Source organism: Acidimicrobiia bacterium (assembly GCA_009694375.1).
In the GTDB taxonomy this organism is placed as follows: Bacteria; Actinomycetota; Acidimicrobiia; order Acidimicrobiales; family VFJN01; genus VFJN01.
This window is the reverse complement of record SHVB01000012.1, coordinates 43485-62040: the sequence shown is the minus strand read 5'-3', so window position 1 is coordinate 62040 and position 18556 is coordinate 43485. Positions and strand designations below refer to the sequence as shown.

Below are 18556 nucleotides of genomic sequence, written 5' to 3'. Positions count from 1 at the left end.
ACCGGGTCATGACTGAAGTGGATTTCTTTTGGGACCCCGTTTGCCCGTGGGCGTGGCTTACGTCGCGCTGGGTGCTCAATGTGATGGAGGAGCGACCTATCGAGGTGCACTGGCGGTTTATTTCTCTGCGCATGGTCAATGGAGAACGGGATTACGCGACGGATTTCGCCCCCGGGCACGAACGTCGCCACACCCGGGGCCTCGAGTTGCTGCGGGTGGCGGCGGGCGTGCGGATCGAGTTGGGGGAGGCGGCGGTGCTGCCACTGTTCACCGCCTTCGGCGAGGCGCTTCACCATGAGGGGGATGCGGCCCGCTTCGATACCCCGGCGGGGGTGGCGGACATCCTGGAGGCACTGGGGTACCCGGTGGGCCTGGGGGCTACCGCCACCAGCACCGAACACGATGCCCTCATCGCGCGGGAGACACAGGTCGCCCTCGACCGCTGTGGCGGTAACATTGGGACCCCTGTGCTCACCTTTGGACCCCCCGATGGGCCCAGTTTCTTTGGTCCGATTATCAATGAGGCCCCCCAGGGTCAGGAGGCGTTGGATCTGTGGGACGCCGTGGTGGTCCTCGGCCACAACCCTCACTTCAGCGAACTGAAACGGTCATTGCGCGGGCGCCCGCGGTTCGACATCTGACCCGGCCATCCCCCTCACCCACGGTCAGCGAGAGGTCGACCACGGCGCGCCTCCCCACGTCGATCAGCGACCGCGGCGGGGGTGGCCGGTGCCGGGGGAGGGCCGGGGCGCCCGCATCCTTGATCGAACGGCTGTTCGTAACTACACTCGTGTCGTTCGAGCTTGGCAGGGCTGTCACACCCCCTGCGTAGGTTCGACGGCATCCCCCAGATCAAGACTCAACCCGCACGCAAGAGGAGACGCCAGGTGGAACAGAACAAGGACAAGCAGAAGGCGCTGGAGCTAAGTCTTGCCAGTATCGAAAAGCAGTACGGCAAGGGTGCCGTGATGAAGATGGGCGAGAAGGGCTCGATGGTGATCGGCACGGTGCCCACCGGGGCGTTGGCCCTCGACCTCGCCTTGGGCATCGGTGGCCTACCGCGCGGCCGGGTTACCGAGATCTACGGCCCGGAGTCCTCCGGCAAGTCCACCCTCGCCATGCATGTGGTGGCCGAGGCGCAACGGCTGGGCGGCATCTGCGCCTACGTGGATGCCGAGCACGCTATGGATCCGATCTACGCCCGGGCCATCGGGGTGGATGTCGACGAGCTGCTCATCTCCCAGCCCGACACGGGTGAGCAAGCCCTCGAGATCACCGACATGCTCGTGCGTTCCGGGGCCATCGATGTTGTCGTGATCGACTCGGTGGCGGCGCTCACTCCTCGGGCCGAGATCGAAGGCGATATGGGTGATAGCCACATGGGCCTCCAAGCCCGGCTCATGTCCCAGGCCCTCCGCAAGCTCACGGCCAACCTCAACAAGACCGACACGATCCTCATCTTCATCAATCAGCTTCGTGAGAAGATCGGCGTGATGTTCGGCAGTCCCGAGACCACGCCGGGCGGTCGGGCCCTGAAGTTCTACAGCTCGGTCCGGCTGGACATTCGGCGTATCGAGTCCATCAAAGATGGCGTCGAGGTGGTGGGCAACCGCACCCGGGTGAAGGTCGTGAAGAACAAATGCGCCCCGCCGTTCCGTCAGGCAGAGTTCGACATCATGTACGGCAAGGGTGTGAGCCGTGAGGGTGGCGTGCTCGATATCGGAGTGGACAACGACATCGTGAAGAAGTCGGGCGCTTGGTACACCTACGAAGGCGAGCAACTCGGCCAGGGTCGGGAGAACGCCAAGCAGTTCCTCCACGACAACCCGGAGATCATGATCGAGATCTCCGAGCGCATCCGGGTACAGATGGGTATCGGTGTCGATCTCGACGCCGAAGCCGAGGCGGCCGCGGGTGCGGTCCACCCCGACGATCAGCCCATCAGCCTCGACGACTGAGGTCTCGGTCACGGTCGTCGATAACCTGACGGCCGTGACCGAGCCCCGCCGTTTCTTCCTCCGCACCTTCGGGTGTCAGATGAATGAACACGATTCCGAACGCATCGCCGGCCTACTCCAGGCCGACGGCTTGGTGGAGACCAGTCGAGCCGAGGATGCCGATGTGGTGGTGCTCAACACCTGCTGCATTCGGGAGAACGCCGACAACAAGCTCTACGGCACTCTGGGTCACCTGAAATCGGTGAAGGACCGCAAGCCCGGCATGCAGATCATGGTGGCGGGTTGCCTGGCCCAGAAGGACCGCGACACGGTCACCACCAAGGCCCCCTACGTGGACGTGGTGCTCGGCACCCATAATGTGCACCGAGCCGCCGATCTGTTGCATGAGTCTCGGGCGGCGGGGCAGTCGATCGTGGAGATCCTCGAGGAGACGGTCGCCGCTGATCTCGATGCTTTCCCGTCCGCCCTTCCGGTGCGCCGCCAGGTTCCGTGGGCGGGATGGGTCACGATCCAGATTGGCTGCGACAACAGTTGCGCGTTTTGCATCGTCCCATCGGTGCGCGGGAAAGAGATAAGCCGACCCTTCAACGACATCATCAACGAGGTGCGCACGGCGGCGACGGAGGGGGTCACCGAGGTCACGCTTCTCGGCCAAAATGTGAATAGCTATGGTCGCGATCTCGCCCTGGCCGAACGGCAGTTGGGCGGCGCCGGACGGGTGCGGCCGCAGTTCGACCGACTGCTGCGAGAGATTGGGGCCCTGGAGGGCATTCGCCGGGTGCGTTACACCAGCCCCCACCCCAAGGACCTCAGCCCGGAGACGATCGCCGCCATGGCTGAAACCCCGGCGGTGTGTGAGCACTTGCACCTCCCCCTGCAGTCGGGGAGCGATCGGGTGCTGGCGGCCATGCACCGGGGCTACACGGCCGATCGCTATCTCGAACGACTCACTGCGGCCCGGCAGGCCATGCCGGGCCTCGCGGTCACAACCGATGTGATCGTGGGGTTCCCCGGCGAAACCGACGACGACTTTGAACGCACCCTCGAAGTGGTGGCAGAGGCGGCCTACGACAGTGCCTACACCTTCATCTACAGCCCTCGGCCCGGCACCGAAGCCGCCGAGCGGACCGACTTGTTTGTGGCGGCCGAGGTGGTGGCGGAACGTTTCGAACGCCTCCATATCGTGGTGGAACGAAGCGGCTTGGCCCGTCACGAGGCCCGCATTGGCCACATCGAGGAAGTGCTGGTGGAGGGCCCGTCGCGCAAGGACCCCGCCGTGCTGTCGAGCCGCACCGGCCAGAACAAACTTCTCCATTTTTCCTCTGAGCCGATTCGACCGGGGAGCTACGCCACGGTACGGGTGACCGGAGCGGCTCCCCATCATCTCCGGGGCGAGTTGGTCGAGGTCACCGCCGCGCCCACCCACAAGACGCGCCTCCCGCTCCTGGTGCCTTGATCGAGATCACCGAGGTGCCCTACGACGACGCGGTGGCGGTGGCCCTGGTGGCGGCCCTCCACACGGACATCGAGCACCGCTACGCCTATGCGATGGTGGACATGACTCCCGATCAGCACGAGGAGGACCATGCCGGCTACTTGGCGGAGATCTCGCCTGATCTGGTGGCGCACCCCCACGGCACCTTCGTGGTCGCCTGGCTGGATGGCGAACCAGCCGGGTGCGGAGCCCTCAAGCCCCTCGACGCTGGCTCAGGCGTGGCCGAGGTGAAGCGGATGTACACCGCGCCGGTCGCCCGCCGACGGGGGGTGAGCCGAGCCGTGCTCAGCCGCCTGGAGGCCGTCGCCGCCGCGCTGGGCTACCGCACGCTGCAGCTGGAGACCGGCACCGCACAGCCCGAGGCGCTGGCGCTGTATGCGTCGCACGGGTGGCATCGCATCGCGCTCTACGGTCGCTATCAGGACGATCCCGATTCGGTCTGCTTCGCCAAGGATCTCCGCCCCGCGTGAGCTCCTCGTCGCCCCATGCGGTGCTGGTGGGGGCGACCGCATCGGGCAAGTCGGCCCTGGCCATGGCGCTGGCGCGCCGGGATCCGTCGTGGGAGCTGGTGTCGGTGGATTCGATGCAGGTCTACCGAGGGATGGACATCGGTACGGCCAAACCCACCCTGGCCGAGCAGGCCGAGGTGCCCCACCACATGATCGACCGTCTCGATCCGTGGGAGAGCAGTTCGGTGGCATGGTTTCAGCGAGAGGTGATGGCGGTGCTCGCCGATATCACCTCTCGCGGTCGACGGGCCCTGCTGGTGGGGGGCACCGGGCTGTATGTGCAGGCCATCGTGGATGATCTGGACATCCCGGGTCAGTTCCCAGCCGCCCGCGCCACCATCGAGGCCAACCCCGCCACGGCGGCGCTCTTTGCCCAACTCCAGAGCCAGGACCCACTGGGGGCGTCTCGTATCGATCCGGGGAATCGACGGCGGATCGTACGGGCGCTCGAGGTGACCGTGGGTAGTGGTCGTCCTTTCTCCAGTTTCGGTCCGGGCATGGAAGCGCACCCGCCCGCGCCCTTCACCATGGTGGGAATCCGGCGAGATCCCGAGACCCTGCGGGTACGGATACGGGAGCGTTACGACGAGCAATTGGCGCGCGGGTTCCTGGCCGAGGTGGCCGGTCTGATGGCGGCGCCGCGCCCGATGTCTCCCACCGCTCGGCAGGCCCTCGGCTACCTGGAGTTGGCTGCTTTCCAGGCGGGTGAGGTGAGCCTGTCTGACGCCGTTGATCAAGCAGTGGCCCGCACCACCCGCTTCGCCCGTCGGCAACGAGCGTGGTTCGGACGAGACCCGCGCATTTCCTGGCTTGACGCCCCCGGTGAGGCCAACCTGCTCGTAGACGACCTGGCCGCGCACCTAGGCTGCTGACGGCATGCAACTCACCAAGCACCACGGGCTGGGTAACGACTTTCTGGTCGTGATCGACCTCGCCGCCGCGCACCCGGTGGGGCCGGAAATGGCGATCGCGCTGTGCGACCGGCGCACCGGCATCGGGGCCGATGGGTTGCTGTGGGTCACCGACGGTCATGGCGATGCCGATGTGACCATGCGCTTACTGAATGCCGACGGTTCATCGGCCGAGATGAGCGGTAACGGCATCCGCTGTTTGGCGCAGGCGGTGTTTCAGGCTGGTTTGGTGGCGCCGCCGGTTGTGAAGGTGGCCACCGATGCGGGAGTGCGCACCGTGCGGGTCCTGTCTCATTCCGATCCCGACCTCCACCGGATGAGCGTGGAGATGGGGTTGGCTCAGGTGGGGGAGGAAACCCCCGAGTGGGTGGAGGGCCAGGTGCTTCGCGCCGTTCGCGTGGAGCTGGGGAACCCGCACATCGTGCTGCTGTGGGGCGGCACCGAACTACCCGATCGTGATGAGTTGATCACCCTGGGGTCCCCCATCGATCACTCCACGCCCGGCGGAGCCAACGTGGAGATCTTCCGGCCCCGGGCTGACGGGCTCGCCGCAGTGGTGTACGAGCGAGGGGTGGGCCCCACCTTGTCTTGCGGCACCGGATCCTGCGCCGTGGCCGCGGCGGCCCAGCAGTGGGGCATCACCGGGGCGCACACCTCCGTACATATGCCCGGCGGTGCCCTGGAGATCACCCTCGGCGAGCCCGTCTTGCTCACCGGCGACACCCGCTCGGTCGCCACCATCGAAACCCCGTGGCCGTGACGAACTGCGAGGCCTGCTCGTGTCGCTGATTGAACGCGCCTTTCGGGAGAAGATCGTCCTGGTGGGGGTCACCCTGCCACCACGACGAGTGGAGGACACCGAAGCCGGTCTCGACGAACTCTCTCAACTCGTGGACACCGCCGGGGCTGATGAGGTGGCTCGCCTCCTGCAGCGCCGGTCCGCTCCCGATCCGCCCACCTACATCGGCAAGGGCAAGGTGGAGGAACTCCGGGAGATCGCTCTCGAAACAGACTGCGACACCGTGGTCTTCGACAACGAACTGACCCCCGCCCAGCAGCGGAATCTCGAAAAGCTCCTCGGGCGCACCGCCATCGACCGCACTGCGGTGATTCTCGACATCTTCGCCCAGAACGCGCACAGCCAGGAAGGCAAGGCGCAGGTGGAACTGGCCCTGCTGCGATATCGACTGCCACGCATTCGGGGCAAGGGATTGGCGCTGTCCCAGCAAGGGGGTGGCGCGTCGGCGGGCGGTGCCCGGATCGGCACGCGCGGCCCGGGGGAGACCCAGCTGGAGGTGGATCGGCGTCGGATCCAACGGCGCATTCACAAGCTCGAAGCCGAGTTGCGGGAACTGGATAAGCACCGGGCCACGCAGCGGAAGTCGCAGCACCGCAGCCGCACCCAGCGGGTGGCCATCGTGGGCTACACCAACGCCGGTAAGTCCACTCTGTTGAATCAACTCACCGATGCCGGGGTACTGGTGGAGGACCGCCTCTTCGCCACCCTGGATGCCACGACGCGCCGGCTCGACCTGCCCGGGGGAGAGAAGGTGTTGCTCACCGACACCGTGGGTTTCATTCGCAACCTGCCCCATCAGTTGGTGCAGGCCTTCACGTCCACCCTTTCGGTGGCCGCCGATGCCGATCTCCTCGTCCACGTGGTCGATGCCTCGGCGCTGGACATCGACGGCAACATCAGGGCGGTGCGCACTGTCCTTCGCGAGATCGAGGCCGATGAGGTGCCGGTGCTCTACGCCTTCAACAAGGCCGACCGGGCCCCGGCCGATGCCGCTCGCCTCGCGGCGGCCCACGAGGGTGCGGTGGCCTTTAGTGCCACCACCGGCGAGGGCGTGGAAGGTTTGCTCCTCACCATGGCCGCCCGGTTGCGGGCGCTGACCAACGTGGTGGAGTTGCTCATCCCCTACGACCGCGGCGACGTGCTGGCCAAGGTCCACCGGGAAGGGGAGGTCCTGAGCGAAGCCGCCGATGATGACGCGATGCGTCTCCGGGTGCGTTTCGACGATGCCTCCCTCGGTCACTTTTCGGCCTTTTTGGTGCGCTCATGACCGAGCCGTTTCTTCCCCCGCCGTATCCCTACGACCGGCTCGACGAACTGAAGGGGTACGCCGCCCACCACGACGGTGGTCTCATCGACCTGTCGATCGGCACCCCGGGTGATCCCCCGGTGGCCTCGGTGATCGAAGCGCTCGCCCGGTCCGGGGCGGAGCGGGGCTATCCGCCGTCCATCGGTACGCTGGCTTACCGCACCGCGGCGGCGGGATGGATGGCGCGTCGCCTGGGCGTGGAGGTGGACCCGTCGGGGGTGGCGGCTTGTGTGGGCAGCAAGGAACTGGTGGCGGGTCTGCCCCAGTGGCTCCGTCTCCGTCGCCCCGATCGCGACACTGTCTTGTATCCGGCGATCAGTTATCCCACCTATGCCATGGGGGCCACCCTGGCGGGGTGTCGCGCCGTGCCGTATCGCAGCCTGGCCGACATCAGCCCGGCCGACGCCGATCGAGCGCTGTGCCTTTGGGTCAATGGGCCTGCCAACCCCACCGGGGAACTCGTCGATCTGGGGGCGGCGGCGGCGTGGGGTCGCCACCGGAATGTGCCGGTGCTGTCCGACGAGTGCTACATAGAGTTCACCTGGGAAGGGCCGCCCCGCACCATTCTCGAGCACGGTGCCGAAGGGGTCTTGGCGGTGCACTCGCTGTCGAAACGGTCGAACCTGGCCGGGGTGCGCGCCGGGTTCTACGTGGGCGACGCCGACCTGGTGCGCTATCTCTCCGAACTCCGCAAACACGCGGGGTTTATGGTGCCCGGCCCGGTGCAGGCGGCGGCGGTGGCAGCGTGGGCCGATGACGTTCATGTGGATGATCAGCGGCGCCGCTACTGGGGCCGGCTCGAACAACTCGCCGCCGCTCTTGGGTCCATCGGCATCGAAACGCCCCTGCCCGCCGGGGCGTTTTACCTGTGGAGCCCTGCCCCCGATGGGGATGCCTGGGCCCTGGCTCGCCTCCTCGCCGACCGCGGGGGCGTGCTGGTATCGCCGGGAGAGTTCTATGGTCCCGATGGCGCCACCTTTATCCGTTTGGCGGCGGTGCAGTCCGATGAGCAGATCGCTCGCGTGGTCGAGCGTCTAGGGCATCTCCGCTAGGACTCGAGACTTTTGGGTCCACCCCGGCGCTGGCGTCGGTTTCGGTTGGCGGTCACCACGGTCTCTTTGACCGACGTGGCGGCTCGGCGGAACTGTTCCCCCGTCACGATGGGTCGGTTGGCCAAATCTTCATTGGAGACGACCACCGCCTCGATCAAGGCGGCCATCGCCTGAAGCTGTCGGCCGAGGTCGTCGAACTCCGTGTCGATCCGTTGTTCCAGATGATTCCAACTGGCCTGGGCCATCCCCATCACGGTTTCGGCATCGAGGGTGGTCTCGCCGGTGGGGGAGGTGCTCGGTGACCCGGCGTCGGCCAGAGCCCGGCGAAGGGCGGCGAGACGGCCGTCGAGGAGGCGCAGCACCCCCGCCAGGGCCGTATCGGTGTGCTCGGTAAGGCGGTGAGTAACGTTGTCACCCAGTTGGGGGAGCTGACCACTGATGGATTGCACGGCACTGGTCAAGTCGTTGACCCGGGCGATGACCGGACCCATGGCCGTGATGTCGGCCGGGCGGGCTCCGAGGGTGGCCACCGCATCGGCCACCCGGGCAAGGTCGTCTCGTTGATGAGCAGCGGTGACCGCGAGGTCCAACAGTTGGCCGCGCAAGGGGGCCAGGTCGGCGTCAATGTTACGGGGCAGGGTAACCCCGTCGGGCACGATCACTTCGGGGAACGCGCCCGCCGGGGAAGGCACCGGGCTGGGGGCGCCGGGGCGCTCCACCAACTCACCCAGCATCGCCGTGAGCACGGCAGTGCTCTCGCTGAGATGTTGCAGGGTGGCCTGGTGCTCCTGGTGGGCGGCGAGGAGGTCGTCGAGGCGGTCGGCCAGACCGAGATCGAGGCGCAGACGTTCGACGGCCTCCAGGCGACGGCCCAACTCCAACGCGTCCTGACGGCGTTTTGTTTCCGCTTCCGCCATCCGCCCGAGGAGTTCGCGCTGACCCACGGCGATGGCCGCCATGGAACTGGATACGGTGTCGAATTGGCGACTGAAGCCCAGGAGCGCGGCCTGGGTGGCGCCATCGCGCCGCGAGTTCGGGTCGTCCATTGCGCCAAAATCTAGTGGGTTTTCAGTTGTGGCCATGCAAATCCATGTTGAGAGGGATTGGCCCTCCTGAGCGGGCTCGGGCTTCCACGCTACCGCTGACACTGTTGCGAATGAACAGCAGTCCGGAGCGCCCGCTCAACTGGCGGGCTTTCACCACCTGACCATCGGGAAGGGTGACGCGGGTGCCGGCGGTGATGTAGAGGCCGGCCTCCACGATGCACTCGTCACCCAGCGAGATACCGATGCCGCTGTTGGCCCCGAGTAGACAGCGTTCGCCGATCTGCACCACCTCGGTACCGCCCCCGGAGAGGGTGCCCATGATGGAGGCACCGCCGCCGATGTCGGACTGGTCGCCCACCACCACCCCCTGGCTGATGCGGCCTTCCACCATGGCCGTGCCCAGGGTTCCGGCGTTGAAGTTCACGTAACCCTCATGCATCACGGTGGTGCCCTCGGCGAGGTGGGCCCCGAGGCGCACCCGGGATGCGTCCGCCACGCGCACCCCGGCGGGAGTTACGTAGTTGGCCATCGGCGGAAACTTGTCGAGGGAATGTATGTACAACGCCGTGCCCGACGCTCGGGCCCGGAGTTGGGCAGCGGCGAGTTCGTCGATCGCCACTGGGCCGAGTTGAGTCCAGGCCACTGTCGGTAGCAGCGCGAAGATGCCGGTGAGGTTGATGCTGTTCGGGCGCACCAGTCGGTGGGAGAGAAGGTGGAGACGGAGGTAGACATCGTGGGTGTCCACCGGCGGATCCGACAGCGCCGCGATGGTGGTGTGCACGGCCACGATCTTCACGTTGCGACCGGCATCGGGGCCGAGGGCGTCACCGGCGGCCTCGCCCAGAGCGGCGATTGCGGCGTCGGCGGTGAGCACCTCGGTGCCGGCCGTGTTTTCGCTTTCGGTGCGCTCAGGGTGCGGGAACCAGGTGTCAAGCACCCCGCCGTGGGGGGTGTGGGTGGCTAGCCCAACGGCGCGGGCGCCACCAGAGGCGAGGTCGGTTGTACTCATCCGACCTAACCGTATCGGTGGAGGGGTCGTACCTCGTAACCTGGAGGGATGCCCTCCGTCGATTTGCTGGCCCTCACCGCCTCGTTGGTCGACATTCCCTCCGAGAGTCACCACGAGGCGGCCCTCACGGCCTATCTCGAAGCTCGTCTGCGGGCTCTTCCTCACCTCGTGGTAGAGCGGGTGGGGGCCAACCTCGTGGCCCGCACCGAGGGTGGGCACGGGCACCGGGTCATCTTGGCCGGTCACACCGACACGGTGCCGGCTAGCGGAAATGCCGTCGCTCGGATCGAGGGCGATGTGCTCTGGGGCCTCGGGGCATCGGACATGAAGGGGGGCTTGGCGGTGATGTTGGCGTTGGCCGAGGCCATCCCGAATCCCGCGGTGGAGGTGACCTTCGTGTTCTACGCCGGCGAGGAGGTGGCGGCGGTGCACAACGGGCTCGCCCATCTCATGGCGGATCGTCCCGATTTACTGGCGGGGGATGTGGCGATCCTCGGCGAGCCCACCGGCGGTGAGGTGGAGGCTGGGTGCCAGGGCACACTGCGGATGCAGGTGACGGTGCGTGGCGAGCGCGCCCACACCGCACGACCGTGGATGGGCCGTAATGCCATCCACCGCCTCGGTGCCGTGCTCCAGGCGGTGGAGGCCTTCGAGGAGCGGGCCCCGGTGATTCAGGGGTGCGAGTTCCGTGAGGCACTGCAAGCCGTGTCGGTGACAGGGGGAGTTGCCAGCAACGTGGTCCCCGATGAGGCGGTCGTGGTGATCAACCGGCGGTTCGCCCCCGATCGCAGCCCCGAGCAGGCCGAGGCGGAGGTGCGGGCCCTGCTGGCCCCCGTTCTGGACGACGGCGACGAGGTGGACCTCATCGAGGTGGCCGCGGGAGCCCTGCCCGGTCTGGATCACCCGGTCCTGCGTTCTCTGGTGGAGGACCACCACCTCGCGGTACAGGCCAAGTTGGGGTGGACCGACGTGGCGCGGTTTGCGGCGGCGGGCATCCCGGCCTGCAACCTCGGTCCGGGTGATGCCGTCCTGGCTCACCGCGCCGACGAGCGGGTTGATCGGGCTTCGCTCGAGCGGTCCTATGCGGTCTTGGCGGCTGTCTTGACCACCCCGTTGGTGGGCTAGACCCGCTTCGTCCGGCTCGCGTGCGGTGGCGGTGCCACCTCAGGAGTGTTGGCGTTTGACCAGTTGCGAGGCCCCGAGCGCGGTGGCGCCGGCGGTGGCGAGCAGGATCGCCAGGATGGCCCTTATCTCCGCGGTAGTGAGGTGGTTGGCGCCGGTGGAGGTGTCGACGAACGCCACGGCCTCCTCCCGGCTCCTCGGGCCGGGGTCAGCCACGCCGGATACGGCGGGATCTACGGCGGCGGCGAGGTTGATACGGCCCACGCCGTAGTCGTCGTCACGGCCGGGTGCTCCGAGATCGTCGGCGGTGGCCAGGAGGCGGCCGATGGCGGCCTCGGGGGTGAGACCGGTGCTGAGGAGTACGGCGAGGGCGCCCGCAGTGTGGGCGCTGGCCATCGAGGTACCGGCCAGACAGGCGTAGCGGTTGGATTCCTCTGGCACCCAGTACGTGGAGATGATGCCCTGGGGATTTCCGCCGGTGGAACAGTCCGTTGGCCCGGGAGCATCGCCCTCGCCACCAGGAGCGGCCACCGCCCAACGGGCTGAGCGGAGGAACTCCTGGCGAGCACTGGAGTAGGACGCGGGGGTATCGGCGCGATTGGTGGCGCTCACGATGACCGCCGGTTTGGAGGCGAAGGTTTCTGGCAGGACGGAGTCGTTGCCCGCCGCGAGCACCACGATGACGTCCTTGCTCCAGGCGTAGTCGATGGCCTCGCAGAACGAGCAGCCCAAGTCGGATTGTTGCGCCCCGCCCCCGAGCGCGAGGTTGATGATGTCGGCGCCGTGATCGGTGGCCCAGCGAATCCCGGCCGACACGTCCTCGGAGGTGCCGGTGGCGTCACAAGCGGGGGTAGTGTCTTCGCACTGGTTGGAGAGGACTCGTACGGCCATCAGTTGGGCGTTGGGGGCCACCCCAGCCATCCCCACGCCGTTGTTGGTGGAGGCCAGGGCGATGCCGGCCACGTGAGTGCCGTGGCCGTGATCGTCCTGCGCTGATCCGGTGCACCGGGCAGAATCCCCCTTGGAACCCACGCAGTTGGCCTGGGCGGTCAGTTTGCTGCGGAGGTCCTCATGGGTGAGGTCGACTCCCGAATCAATGATGGCGATGGTGATGCCCTCGCCGGTGGCGGTGCCCCACCCTCCCGGTGCGTGGATCTGCTCCAAACCCCACTGGAGGCCCTGGGTGAAGATCGGATCATCGACGGGGGTGGATACAGCCTGCGCCGAAGGACCGGCCCACGCCACCCCCAGGCCAACCGCCAGCAACGAGAGCGCCCAGCGGCGAATGACCGTCATTGGCTCCATTGTGAGTCAGTGAGGCCGATAGCGGTAGTCGGGGGTGGTTAGAGGCGGCGCAGGACGGTGACGACCCGGCCGAACACGGCGACCTCGTCGGCATCGAATTCCATGGGGGAGAGGCGGGCGTTGGCGGGGAGGAGGATCACTTTGCGACCTTTGCGGGTGTAGGTCTTCACGGTGGCTTCGTCGCCGGGGATACCCGCCACCACGATGTCGCCGTTGTCGGCGGTGGACTGGGCATGACACACGATGTAGTCCCCGTCCACGATGGCGGCGTCCACCATCGAATCGCCGCGCACCCGCAGCATGAACAGGTCGCCTTCGCCGGTGAAATCGGCCGGGAGGGGGAGGGTCTCTTCGATGTTCTCCTGAGCGAGCACATCGGTGCCGGCGGCCACATCGCCCACGAGGGGCACGTGGCGCACCGGGCGGCGTTCTACCGGTGCGCCGGAGGTGGCATCGAAGCGCACTTCGATGGCTCGCGGCTTAGACGGGTCGCGGCGAAGGAAGCCAAGTTTTTGGAGCGTAGAGAGGTGCGCATGGACGGTGGAGGGGGAGGTGAGGCCCACCGCCAGACCGATTTCACGCACCGAGGGCGGGAAGCCGCGCTCACGCTGGAACTTCTCGATGACCTCGAGGACCTCGCGTTGGCGAGGAGTGAGGGTGACATCAGCCATGGTGGGGATCCTCCGGAAGCGTACGGACGTTCGGGAGCCTACGACCGAGGGCGGGTGATGGCAAGAACACTCGTTCGTCGAACGGCTGTGCGATCTTGCCGCTTGACTTCGAACGGGTGTTCGGGGGTATGGTGAAGGGGAGCGAACGAGTGTTCCCGTAGTGCCCATCCCGGCCTGTCACACCCCCTGAGGAGACTTAGCCCCATGTCCTCCGCCCTTGCCTTCCAACCCGCCGCCCTTCCGGATCGTCCGGCAGCGCCTGCTCGTCCGGCCCTTCGGGTGCTCGAAGGCGGCCGTGCCCCGGCTCGCCTCGCCGCCCAGGCCACCTTCCGCCGCCGCCGGGTGGGGGCCGCTCTGGTGGCGCTCGCCGTGGTGGTAGCGCTCACTCTCCTGGCCATCACTGCCCTGGCCAGGATCGCCGGCGGTATCCCCTCTCCCGCCGCCGGCGAACTTTCGCCCACCCTGGGCGCGGCCACTGGCACGCCTGGGGTGGCTGCTCGCACCGTGGTGGTCCAAACCGGTGACACGCTCTGGTCGATTGCCGCCACGGCGGCACCCACCGCCGATATACGGGCCACCATCGATGAGATCGTGGCCCGCAACGGTGGCGAGCAGATCGTGGTCGGCCAGGAGTTGGAGCTGCCGGTCACCTGAGGGCAGCACCCCACTAACGTGCAAGGGGTGCGATGCCCCGGGTGTGGTTCCTTCGACGACAAGGTGGTGGACTCCCGGCAGGCCGACGATGGGTCGGCCATCCGTAGGCGCCGAGCCTGTGTGCAGTGCGAACATCGTTTCACCACCTTCGAACGGCTGGAGGAATCGTCGTTGGTGGTGGTGAAGCGCTCTGGCGAGCGTGAGCCCTTCGAGCGAGAGAAGGTGGCGATGGGAATCCGCTTGGCCGCCAAGGGGCGGCCGATCGACGCGGATGGAGGCGGGTCGCTCGATGCGCTGATCACGACGATCGAAGATGCCCTCCGGCTGGAGGGTGGGCCCGAGATCCCCTCGGACGTGGTGGGTAAGGCGGTGCTGGAGCAGTTGCGGGAGGTCGACCCGGTGGCCGCCGTTCGCTTCGCCAGCGTCTACCTCGGCTTCGATGATCTCAGCGACTTTGAGCGCGAGGTGACGATGCTGTCCAAACGCACGGAACCCAAGCGTCGCTAGGCGGCCTCAGCGCTGGCGGACCCATCGGCTCAGAAGGATGTCGTCGCCTTCCAGCAGGCGCTCCAGGCGGTAACGGTGGTCCACCGGCGGTGCGCCCGTCACGGCGCGAGCGGCATCCCCGCCCACCAGCCGCGGGGCGACCGACAGGGCCCACTCGTCGATGAGATCCGCCGCCGCCAGGTTTGCGTTGAGGATGGGCCCGCCTTCGGCGGTGACGACCGCCACGCCGCCCCGGCGCAACTGCGCCAGGGCGGCAGTGAGATCAACCTCGGCCCCGCCGGTGAGCACCAGTTCCGCGACTGCCGCCACCTCCGCTAGTCGAGCGGGGTCGGCGGCCGCGGGAGCGATGATCAAGGGCCGTTGCTCCGCCTCGGTGAACAGCGGGGCCGCCAGGTCGAGGTTGAGAGACCGGGTAACCACCGCGATGCGCGGGGCCGGTGCTTGCCCCCGGTCCTGGCGGGCGCGGCGGGTGGCGGCGGAAGGCCGGGGGGGCCCATAGTGCTCGGCTCGTGCTGTTCCGGCACCCACGAGGATCACATCGGCGATGCCCCGTAAGGCGGCGAACAACGCGGCGTCGGCGGGCCCGCCCAGGCCACCGGAGCGGCCATTTATGGCGATAGCGCCGTCGAGGGAGGTGATCATGTTCACCAGGAGCCACGGGCGCGTGGGCCACGGTGGGCGGGCCTCGGCGGCCACCAAGGGGGCAATGTCTTCGACCTCGCCTGGATGAGGCCACAACCGTCGCATGGAAGTGACGCTAGTGGTGGCAGGCTGTTGGGATGCGCAAGACAAATGATGTTCCCACTGCGGGGTTGCCGCCGGATCATCACCACCACACGGAGTCGCATCGTTCACACCGGTCGGGGTGGCTACGGGCGGCCGTCCTGGGGGCCAACGACGGGGTGGTGTCTACCGCGGCGTTGATCGTGGGCGTGGCGAGCAGTGGGGCCTCCACGGGTGACGTGCGCATTGCCGGCCTCGCTGGCCTGGTGGCCGGGGCGCTGTCCATGGGAACAGGGGAGTACGTCTCGGTGGCCTCCCAGCGCGACATCGAACAAGCCGATCTCCGTATGGAAGAACAGGCGTTGCGTGACCACCCGCGAGCCGAGTTGGAGGAACTGGCCACGATCTGGCGTCAGCGGGGGCTGGAGCCCGAACTGGCGTCGGAGGTGGCCCGCCAACTCACCGAGGCTGGCGCTCTGGTGGCTCATGCCCGGGACGAACTCGGCCTCAGCGAAGTGACCACGGCTCGGCCGGTGCAGGCCGCCGCCACCTCGGCGGTGGCCTTTTCCCTCGGGGCGGCCCTGCCCCTGAGTGCCTATGTGCTCGCCCCCGCAGCGGGTCGATCGGCGGTGACCATCGCGGTGGCGTTGGTGGTCCTGGCCGCCTTAGGGGTGTTGGCGGCGGCCCTCGGCGGCGCCCCCCGGCTCAATGCGATGGTGCGAGTGGCGGTGGGTGGAAGCCTGGCGATGGCGGTCACCATGGCGGTGGGCCGACTCACCAACGCAACCTTCGGCTAAGAGAGGGCATGATGGCGTCCCTCGTCAACCTAGGAGCCCGCCATGAGCGTCACGGATGCAAGGCCTGCGAATCGCACGGTGTTTCGTACGTGCCCGCTCTGCGAGGCGAGTTGCGGTTTGGAGATCACGCTCAAACGCACCGCCGCCGGCCCTGAGGAGGTCCTCCGGATCCGGGGCGACCGGGAGGATGTGTTCAGCCAGGGCTACATCTGCCCCAAGGGCTCCACGCTCAAACAGCTCCACGAAGACCCTGACCGTGTGCGCACGCCGCTGATCAAGCGTGATGGGGTCTTCGTGGCGGTCACCTGGACCGAGGCCTTCGAGGAGGTCGAACGGCTGCTGCTGCCCATCCTCGAGCGCGATGGCCGCGATGCCTGCGCCGTCTACGTGGGAAACCCCAACGCCCACAACCTCGCGGGCATGCTCTACAACAAGGCGGTGCTGCGGGCGCTTGGGTCCACCAACATCTTCTCCGCCTCCACGGTGGATCAGCGGCCGAAGGAGATCTCGTCGGCCCTGATGTTCGGCGGTGGCCTCAACGTGCCGGTACCGGATGTGGACCGCACCGGTCATCTCCTCATGCTGGGGGCCAATCCGTATGCCTCCAACGGCAGCCTCGCCACCGCTCCGGACTGGCCCGGACGGATCGAGCGGCTCACCGGGCGCGGCGGGAAGCTCGTGGTGGTGGATCCGCGGCGTTCCCGCACCGCCGAGGCGGCCTCAGAGTGGGTGGCGATCCGTCCCGGGGCCGACGGCTACCTGTTGATGGCGATGGTGCAGGTGCTCTTCGCCGAGGGTTTATTAGACCTCGGACCGCTAGCGGAGCTGGTAACGGGCCTCGATGAGGTGGAGGCCCTCAGCGCCCCCTTCACGCCGGAGGTGGTGGCCGACGTCACCGGCTTGGAGGCCCACACGATCCGTCGGATGGCTCGTGAACTCGCCGCCGCCCCGACGGCATGTGTTTATGGCCGCATCGGTACCACCACCGTCGAGTTCGGCACGTTGACGTCGTGGCTCGTCGACGTGCTCAACGTGCTCACCGGAAACCTCGACCGGCCCGGCGGCGCCATGTTCACGACGGCCGCCGCCGGGGCCTCCAACACCCGCGGCAAGCGGCGATTCGGTCGCGAGATCCGGTTGCATCGTCGCACCAGCCGGGTGCGTGGGCTGCCCGAGACCATGGGCGAGTTGCCAGCCGTGGCCTTGGCGGAGGAGATCGACACCCCGGGCCCGGGCCAGGTGAAGGCGCTGCTGACGGTGGCCGGGAACCCGGTGCTCTCCACCCCCAACGCCGCCCGGCTTGATGCGGCACTCGGTGGGTTGGAGGCGATGGTGTCGGTGGACATCTACGTGAATGAGACCACCCGCCACGCCGACGTCATCCTGCCCTCGCCCTCGGCGCTGCAAAAAGGGCACTACGACATCGCCTTGCTGCAGCTCGCCCTGCGGGACACGGCGAACTACAGCGAGCCGGTGCTCCCGCTCGAGGACGGTGAGCTCAGCGAGTGGGAGGTGCTGGCCCGCCTGGCGCTCGTGCTCCAGGGGGCGGGGCCCGAGGCCGATCCGGCCATCGTGGATGACCTCATGATCAGCTCGATGGTGCAGGGCAGCGTGACTGATGAGACGAGCGCGATCTTTGGTCGCGAGCCGGAGGAGATCCTCGAGGAACTGGCCCCTCGTTCGGGCCCTGAACGTATCGTGGACTTTCTCCTGCGCACCGGGCCCTATGGCGAGGGCTTCGGTGCCGACCCCGACGGTGTCTCCCTCGACGTCCTGCTCGCCCACCCGCACGGCATCGACTACGGCGCCCTGAAGACGCGTCTGCCTGATGTGCTACGCACGCCCGACGGTATGATCGCGCTGGCCCCGGCGATGTTGGCGGCCGATGTCGCTCGGCTACAGGAGGGCCTGACCCGACGACGCGACCATCGGTTTGTGCTGGTCGGTAGACGCAACCTGCGCTCCAATAATTCCTGGATGCATAACGTCAAGGTGCTCGTAAAGGGTAAGTCCCAGTGCACGATGCACCTGCACCCCGACGACGCGGCCAGCCTGGGCCTCGCCGATGGTGAGTGGGCGCGGGTGCGCTCACGGGTGGGCGAGGTCACCGTGGCGGTGGAGGTAACCGATGCCATCCGCCCGGGAGTGGTGAGCATTCCGCACGGGTGGGGCCACGACATGGAGGGTGTGCAACTCGGCGTGGCCCGGGAGCACTCGGGTGTCAACAGCAACCTGCTCAGCGACGAGACGCTCTTCGATCCGATCTCGGGTAACGCGGTGCTCAATGGCATCCCCGTGGAGGTAGTGGCGGTTCGCTGAGGATGAGCAGTGCCGTCGTCCCCAGCCTGCTGGACCATCTGTGGATTGGAAGGGGAAAAGTACCGGGGAAATTCACAGGATGTTCCCCTAGCGGTCCACAAGTGGACCTCTCTAGGGTCGGTTTTCGTGCCGGAGGCCGTGGTGTGACCAATCCGGATTGGTGGCAGTCGGTTTTTTGGTGTGGTGGGTTACACGGCTCCTTGGGCGAGTAATGCCCTCCCTGGGGTCACGCCACGGCTTTGGCACGATATTTCTGAGATTTGTGGTGAAAATCGTTGACAGACACGTAGTTACAGTGGTGTAGTTCTCCCTACATCTTGTGGCTCGGGGGTGCCGATCGGTGCAGTAGCCACAAGACCTAGTGGTCACGGCG

18 protein-coding genes are annotated in these 18556 nt (G+C 67.4%); 13 read left to right on the top strand and 5 right to left on the bottom strand.

Translation table 11 applies throughout. The annotated features are described in order from the left end of the window. Positions 1–8: 8 nt before the first annotated feature. The 8 genes from EXQ71_08715 to EXQ71_08680 all read left to right on the top strand — a co-directional run bounded on the left by EXQ71_08715 (position 9) and on the right by EXQ71_08680 (position 8030). Complete coding sequence (locus EXQ71_08715) at positions 9–641, top strand: hypothetical protein (GenBank protein MSO87588.1); 633 nt, start codon at positions 9–11, stop codon at positions 639–641. Between the two features lie 246 nt (positions 642–887). Next, positions 888–1958: a recombinase RecA gene (recA, locus tag EXQ71_08710; GenBank protein ID MSO87587.1), complete on the top strand. Its 1071-nt coding sequence runs from the start codon at positions 888–890 to the stop codon at positions 1956–1958. A 79-nt stretch (positions 1959–2037) separates the two neighbouring features. Next, entirely contained in the window at positions 2038–3414 is a 1377-nt protein-coding gene (miaB, locus tag EXQ71_08705; GenBank protein ID MSO87586.1) for a tRNA (N6-isopentenyl adenosine(37)-C2)-methylthiotransferase MiaB, read from the top strand. 92 nt (positions 3415–3506) lie between these two features. Further along, positions 3507–3923, top strand: a complete 417-nt coding sequence (locus tag EXQ71_08700) for a GNAT family N-acetyltransferase (protein ID MSO87585.1) — start codon at positions 3507–3509, stop codon at positions 3921–3923. Next, the gene (gene miaA / locus EXQ71_08695) at positions 3920–4834 is read left to right on the top strand and encodes a tRNA (adenosine(37)-N6)-dimethylallyltransferase MiaA (GenBank protein ID MSO87584.1); all 915 of its coding nucleotides are present in this window, start codon (positions 3920–3922) and stop codon (positions 4832–4834) included. The genes EXQ71_08700 and miaA overlap by 4 nt, the downstream gene beginning before the upstream one ends. 4 nt (positions 4835–4838) lie before the next feature. Further along, entirely contained in the window at positions 4839–5633 is a 795-nt protein-coding gene (dapF, locus tag EXQ71_08690) for a diaminopimelate epimerase (protein ID MSO87583.1), read from the top strand. A gap of 4 nt (positions 5634–5637) precedes the next feature. Beyond that, positions 5638–6939 (top strand): GTPase HflX, encoded by a 1302-nt coding sequence (gene hflX / locus EXQ71_08685; protein ID MSO87582.1) that lies wholly within the window; start codon positions 5638–5640, stop codon positions 6937–6939. Continuing rightward, entirely contained in the window at positions 6936–8030 is a 1095-nt protein-coding gene (locus tag EXQ71_08680) for a succinyldiaminopimelate transaminase (protein ID MSO87581.1), read from the top strand. Before hflX ends, EXQ71_08680 begins: the two co-directional genes overlap by 4 nt. Here the strand turns inward: EXQ71_08680 and EXQ71_08675 are convergent. Together EXQ71_08675 and dapD are read right to left on the bottom strand one after the other, a co-directional pair. Beyond that, the gene (locus EXQ71_08675) at positions 8027–9076 is read right to left on the bottom strand and encodes a hypothetical protein (GenBank protein ID MSO87580.1); all 1050 of its coding nucleotides are present in this window, start codon (positions 9074–9076) and stop codon (positions 8027–8029) included. The two genes, EXQ71_08680 and EXQ71_08675, sit on opposite strands and share 4 nt — an antisense overlap. 22 nt (positions 9077–9098) lie before the next feature. Beyond that, the gene (gene dapD, locus EXQ71_08670) at positions 9099–10085 is read right to left on the bottom strand and encodes a 2,3,4,5-tetrahydropyridine-2,6-dicarboxylate N-succinyltransferase (GenBank protein ID MSO87579.1); all 987 of its coding nucleotides are present in this window, start codon (positions 10083–10085) and stop codon (positions 9099–9101) included. A 48-nt stretch (positions 10086–10133) separates the two neighbouring features. Here dapD and EXQ71_08665 point away from each other — a divergent pair, with 48 nt between their 5' ends. Continuing rightward, positions 10134–11210: a succinyl-diaminopimelate desuccinylase gene (locus EXQ71_08665; GenBank protein ID MSO87578.1), complete on the top strand. Its 1077-nt coding sequence runs from the start codon at positions 10134–10136 to the stop codon at positions 11208–11210. Positions 11211–11249: 39 nt separating this feature from the next. Here EXQ71_08665 and EXQ71_08660 read toward each other — a convergent pair whose 3' ends face one another. Both EXQ71_08660 and lexA read right to left on the bottom strand, forming a co-directional pair. After that, positions 11250–12512, bottom strand: coding sequence for a hypothetical protein (locus EXQ71_08660; GenBank protein ID MSO87577.1), 1263 nt, complete (start codon positions 12510–12512; stop codon positions 11250–11252). A gap of 38 nt (positions 12513–12550) precedes the next feature. Next, positions 12551–13183, bottom strand: a complete 633-nt coding sequence (lexA, locus tag EXQ71_08655) for a transcriptional repressor LexA (GenBank protein MSO87576.1) — start codon at positions 13181–13183, stop codon at positions 12551–12553. 204 nt (positions 13184–13387) lie between these two features. Here lexA and EXQ71_08650 point away from each other — a divergent pair, with 204 nt between their 5' ends. Together EXQ71_08650 and nrdR are read left to right on the top strand one after the other, a co-directional pair. After that, positions 13388–13837 carry a LysM domain-containing protein gene (locus EXQ71_08650; protein ID MSO87575.1) on the top strand — a complete coding sequence of 150 codons (450 nt, stop codon included), beginning with the start codon at positions 13388–13390 and terminating at the stop codon, positions 13835–13837. 27 nt (positions 13838–13864) lie between these two features. Next, complete coding sequence (gene nrdR, locus EXQ71_08645) at positions 13865–14344, top strand: transcriptional repressor NrdR (protein MSO87574.1); 480 nt, start codon at positions 13865–13867, stop codon at positions 14342–14344. A gap of 6 nt (positions 14345–14350) precedes the next feature. Here nrdR and EXQ71_08640 read toward each other — a convergent pair whose 3' ends face one another. Next, complete coding sequence (locus tag EXQ71_08640) at positions 14351–15091, bottom strand: pyrimidine reductase family protein (protein MSO87573.1); 741 nt, start codon at positions 15089–15091, stop codon at positions 14351–14353. A 32-nt stretch (positions 15092–15123) separates the two neighbouring features. On the opposite strand from EXQ71_08640, the gene EXQ71_08635 reads away from it, so the two are divergent. Both EXQ71_08635 and EXQ71_08630 read left to right on the top strand, forming a co-directional pair. Next, on the top strand, positions 15124–15864 hold the full coding sequence (locus EXQ71_08635) for a VIT family protein (GenBank protein ID MSO87572.1): 741 nt from the start codon (positions 15124–15126) through the stop codon (positions 15862–15864). A gap of 42 nt (positions 15865–15906) precedes the next feature. Continuing rightward, entirely contained in the window at positions 15907–18183 is a 2277-nt protein-coding gene (locus tag EXQ71_08630; GenBank protein ID MSO87571.1) for a molybdopterin oxidoreductase family protein, read from the top strand. Positions 18184–18556: the final 373 nt, after the last annotated feature.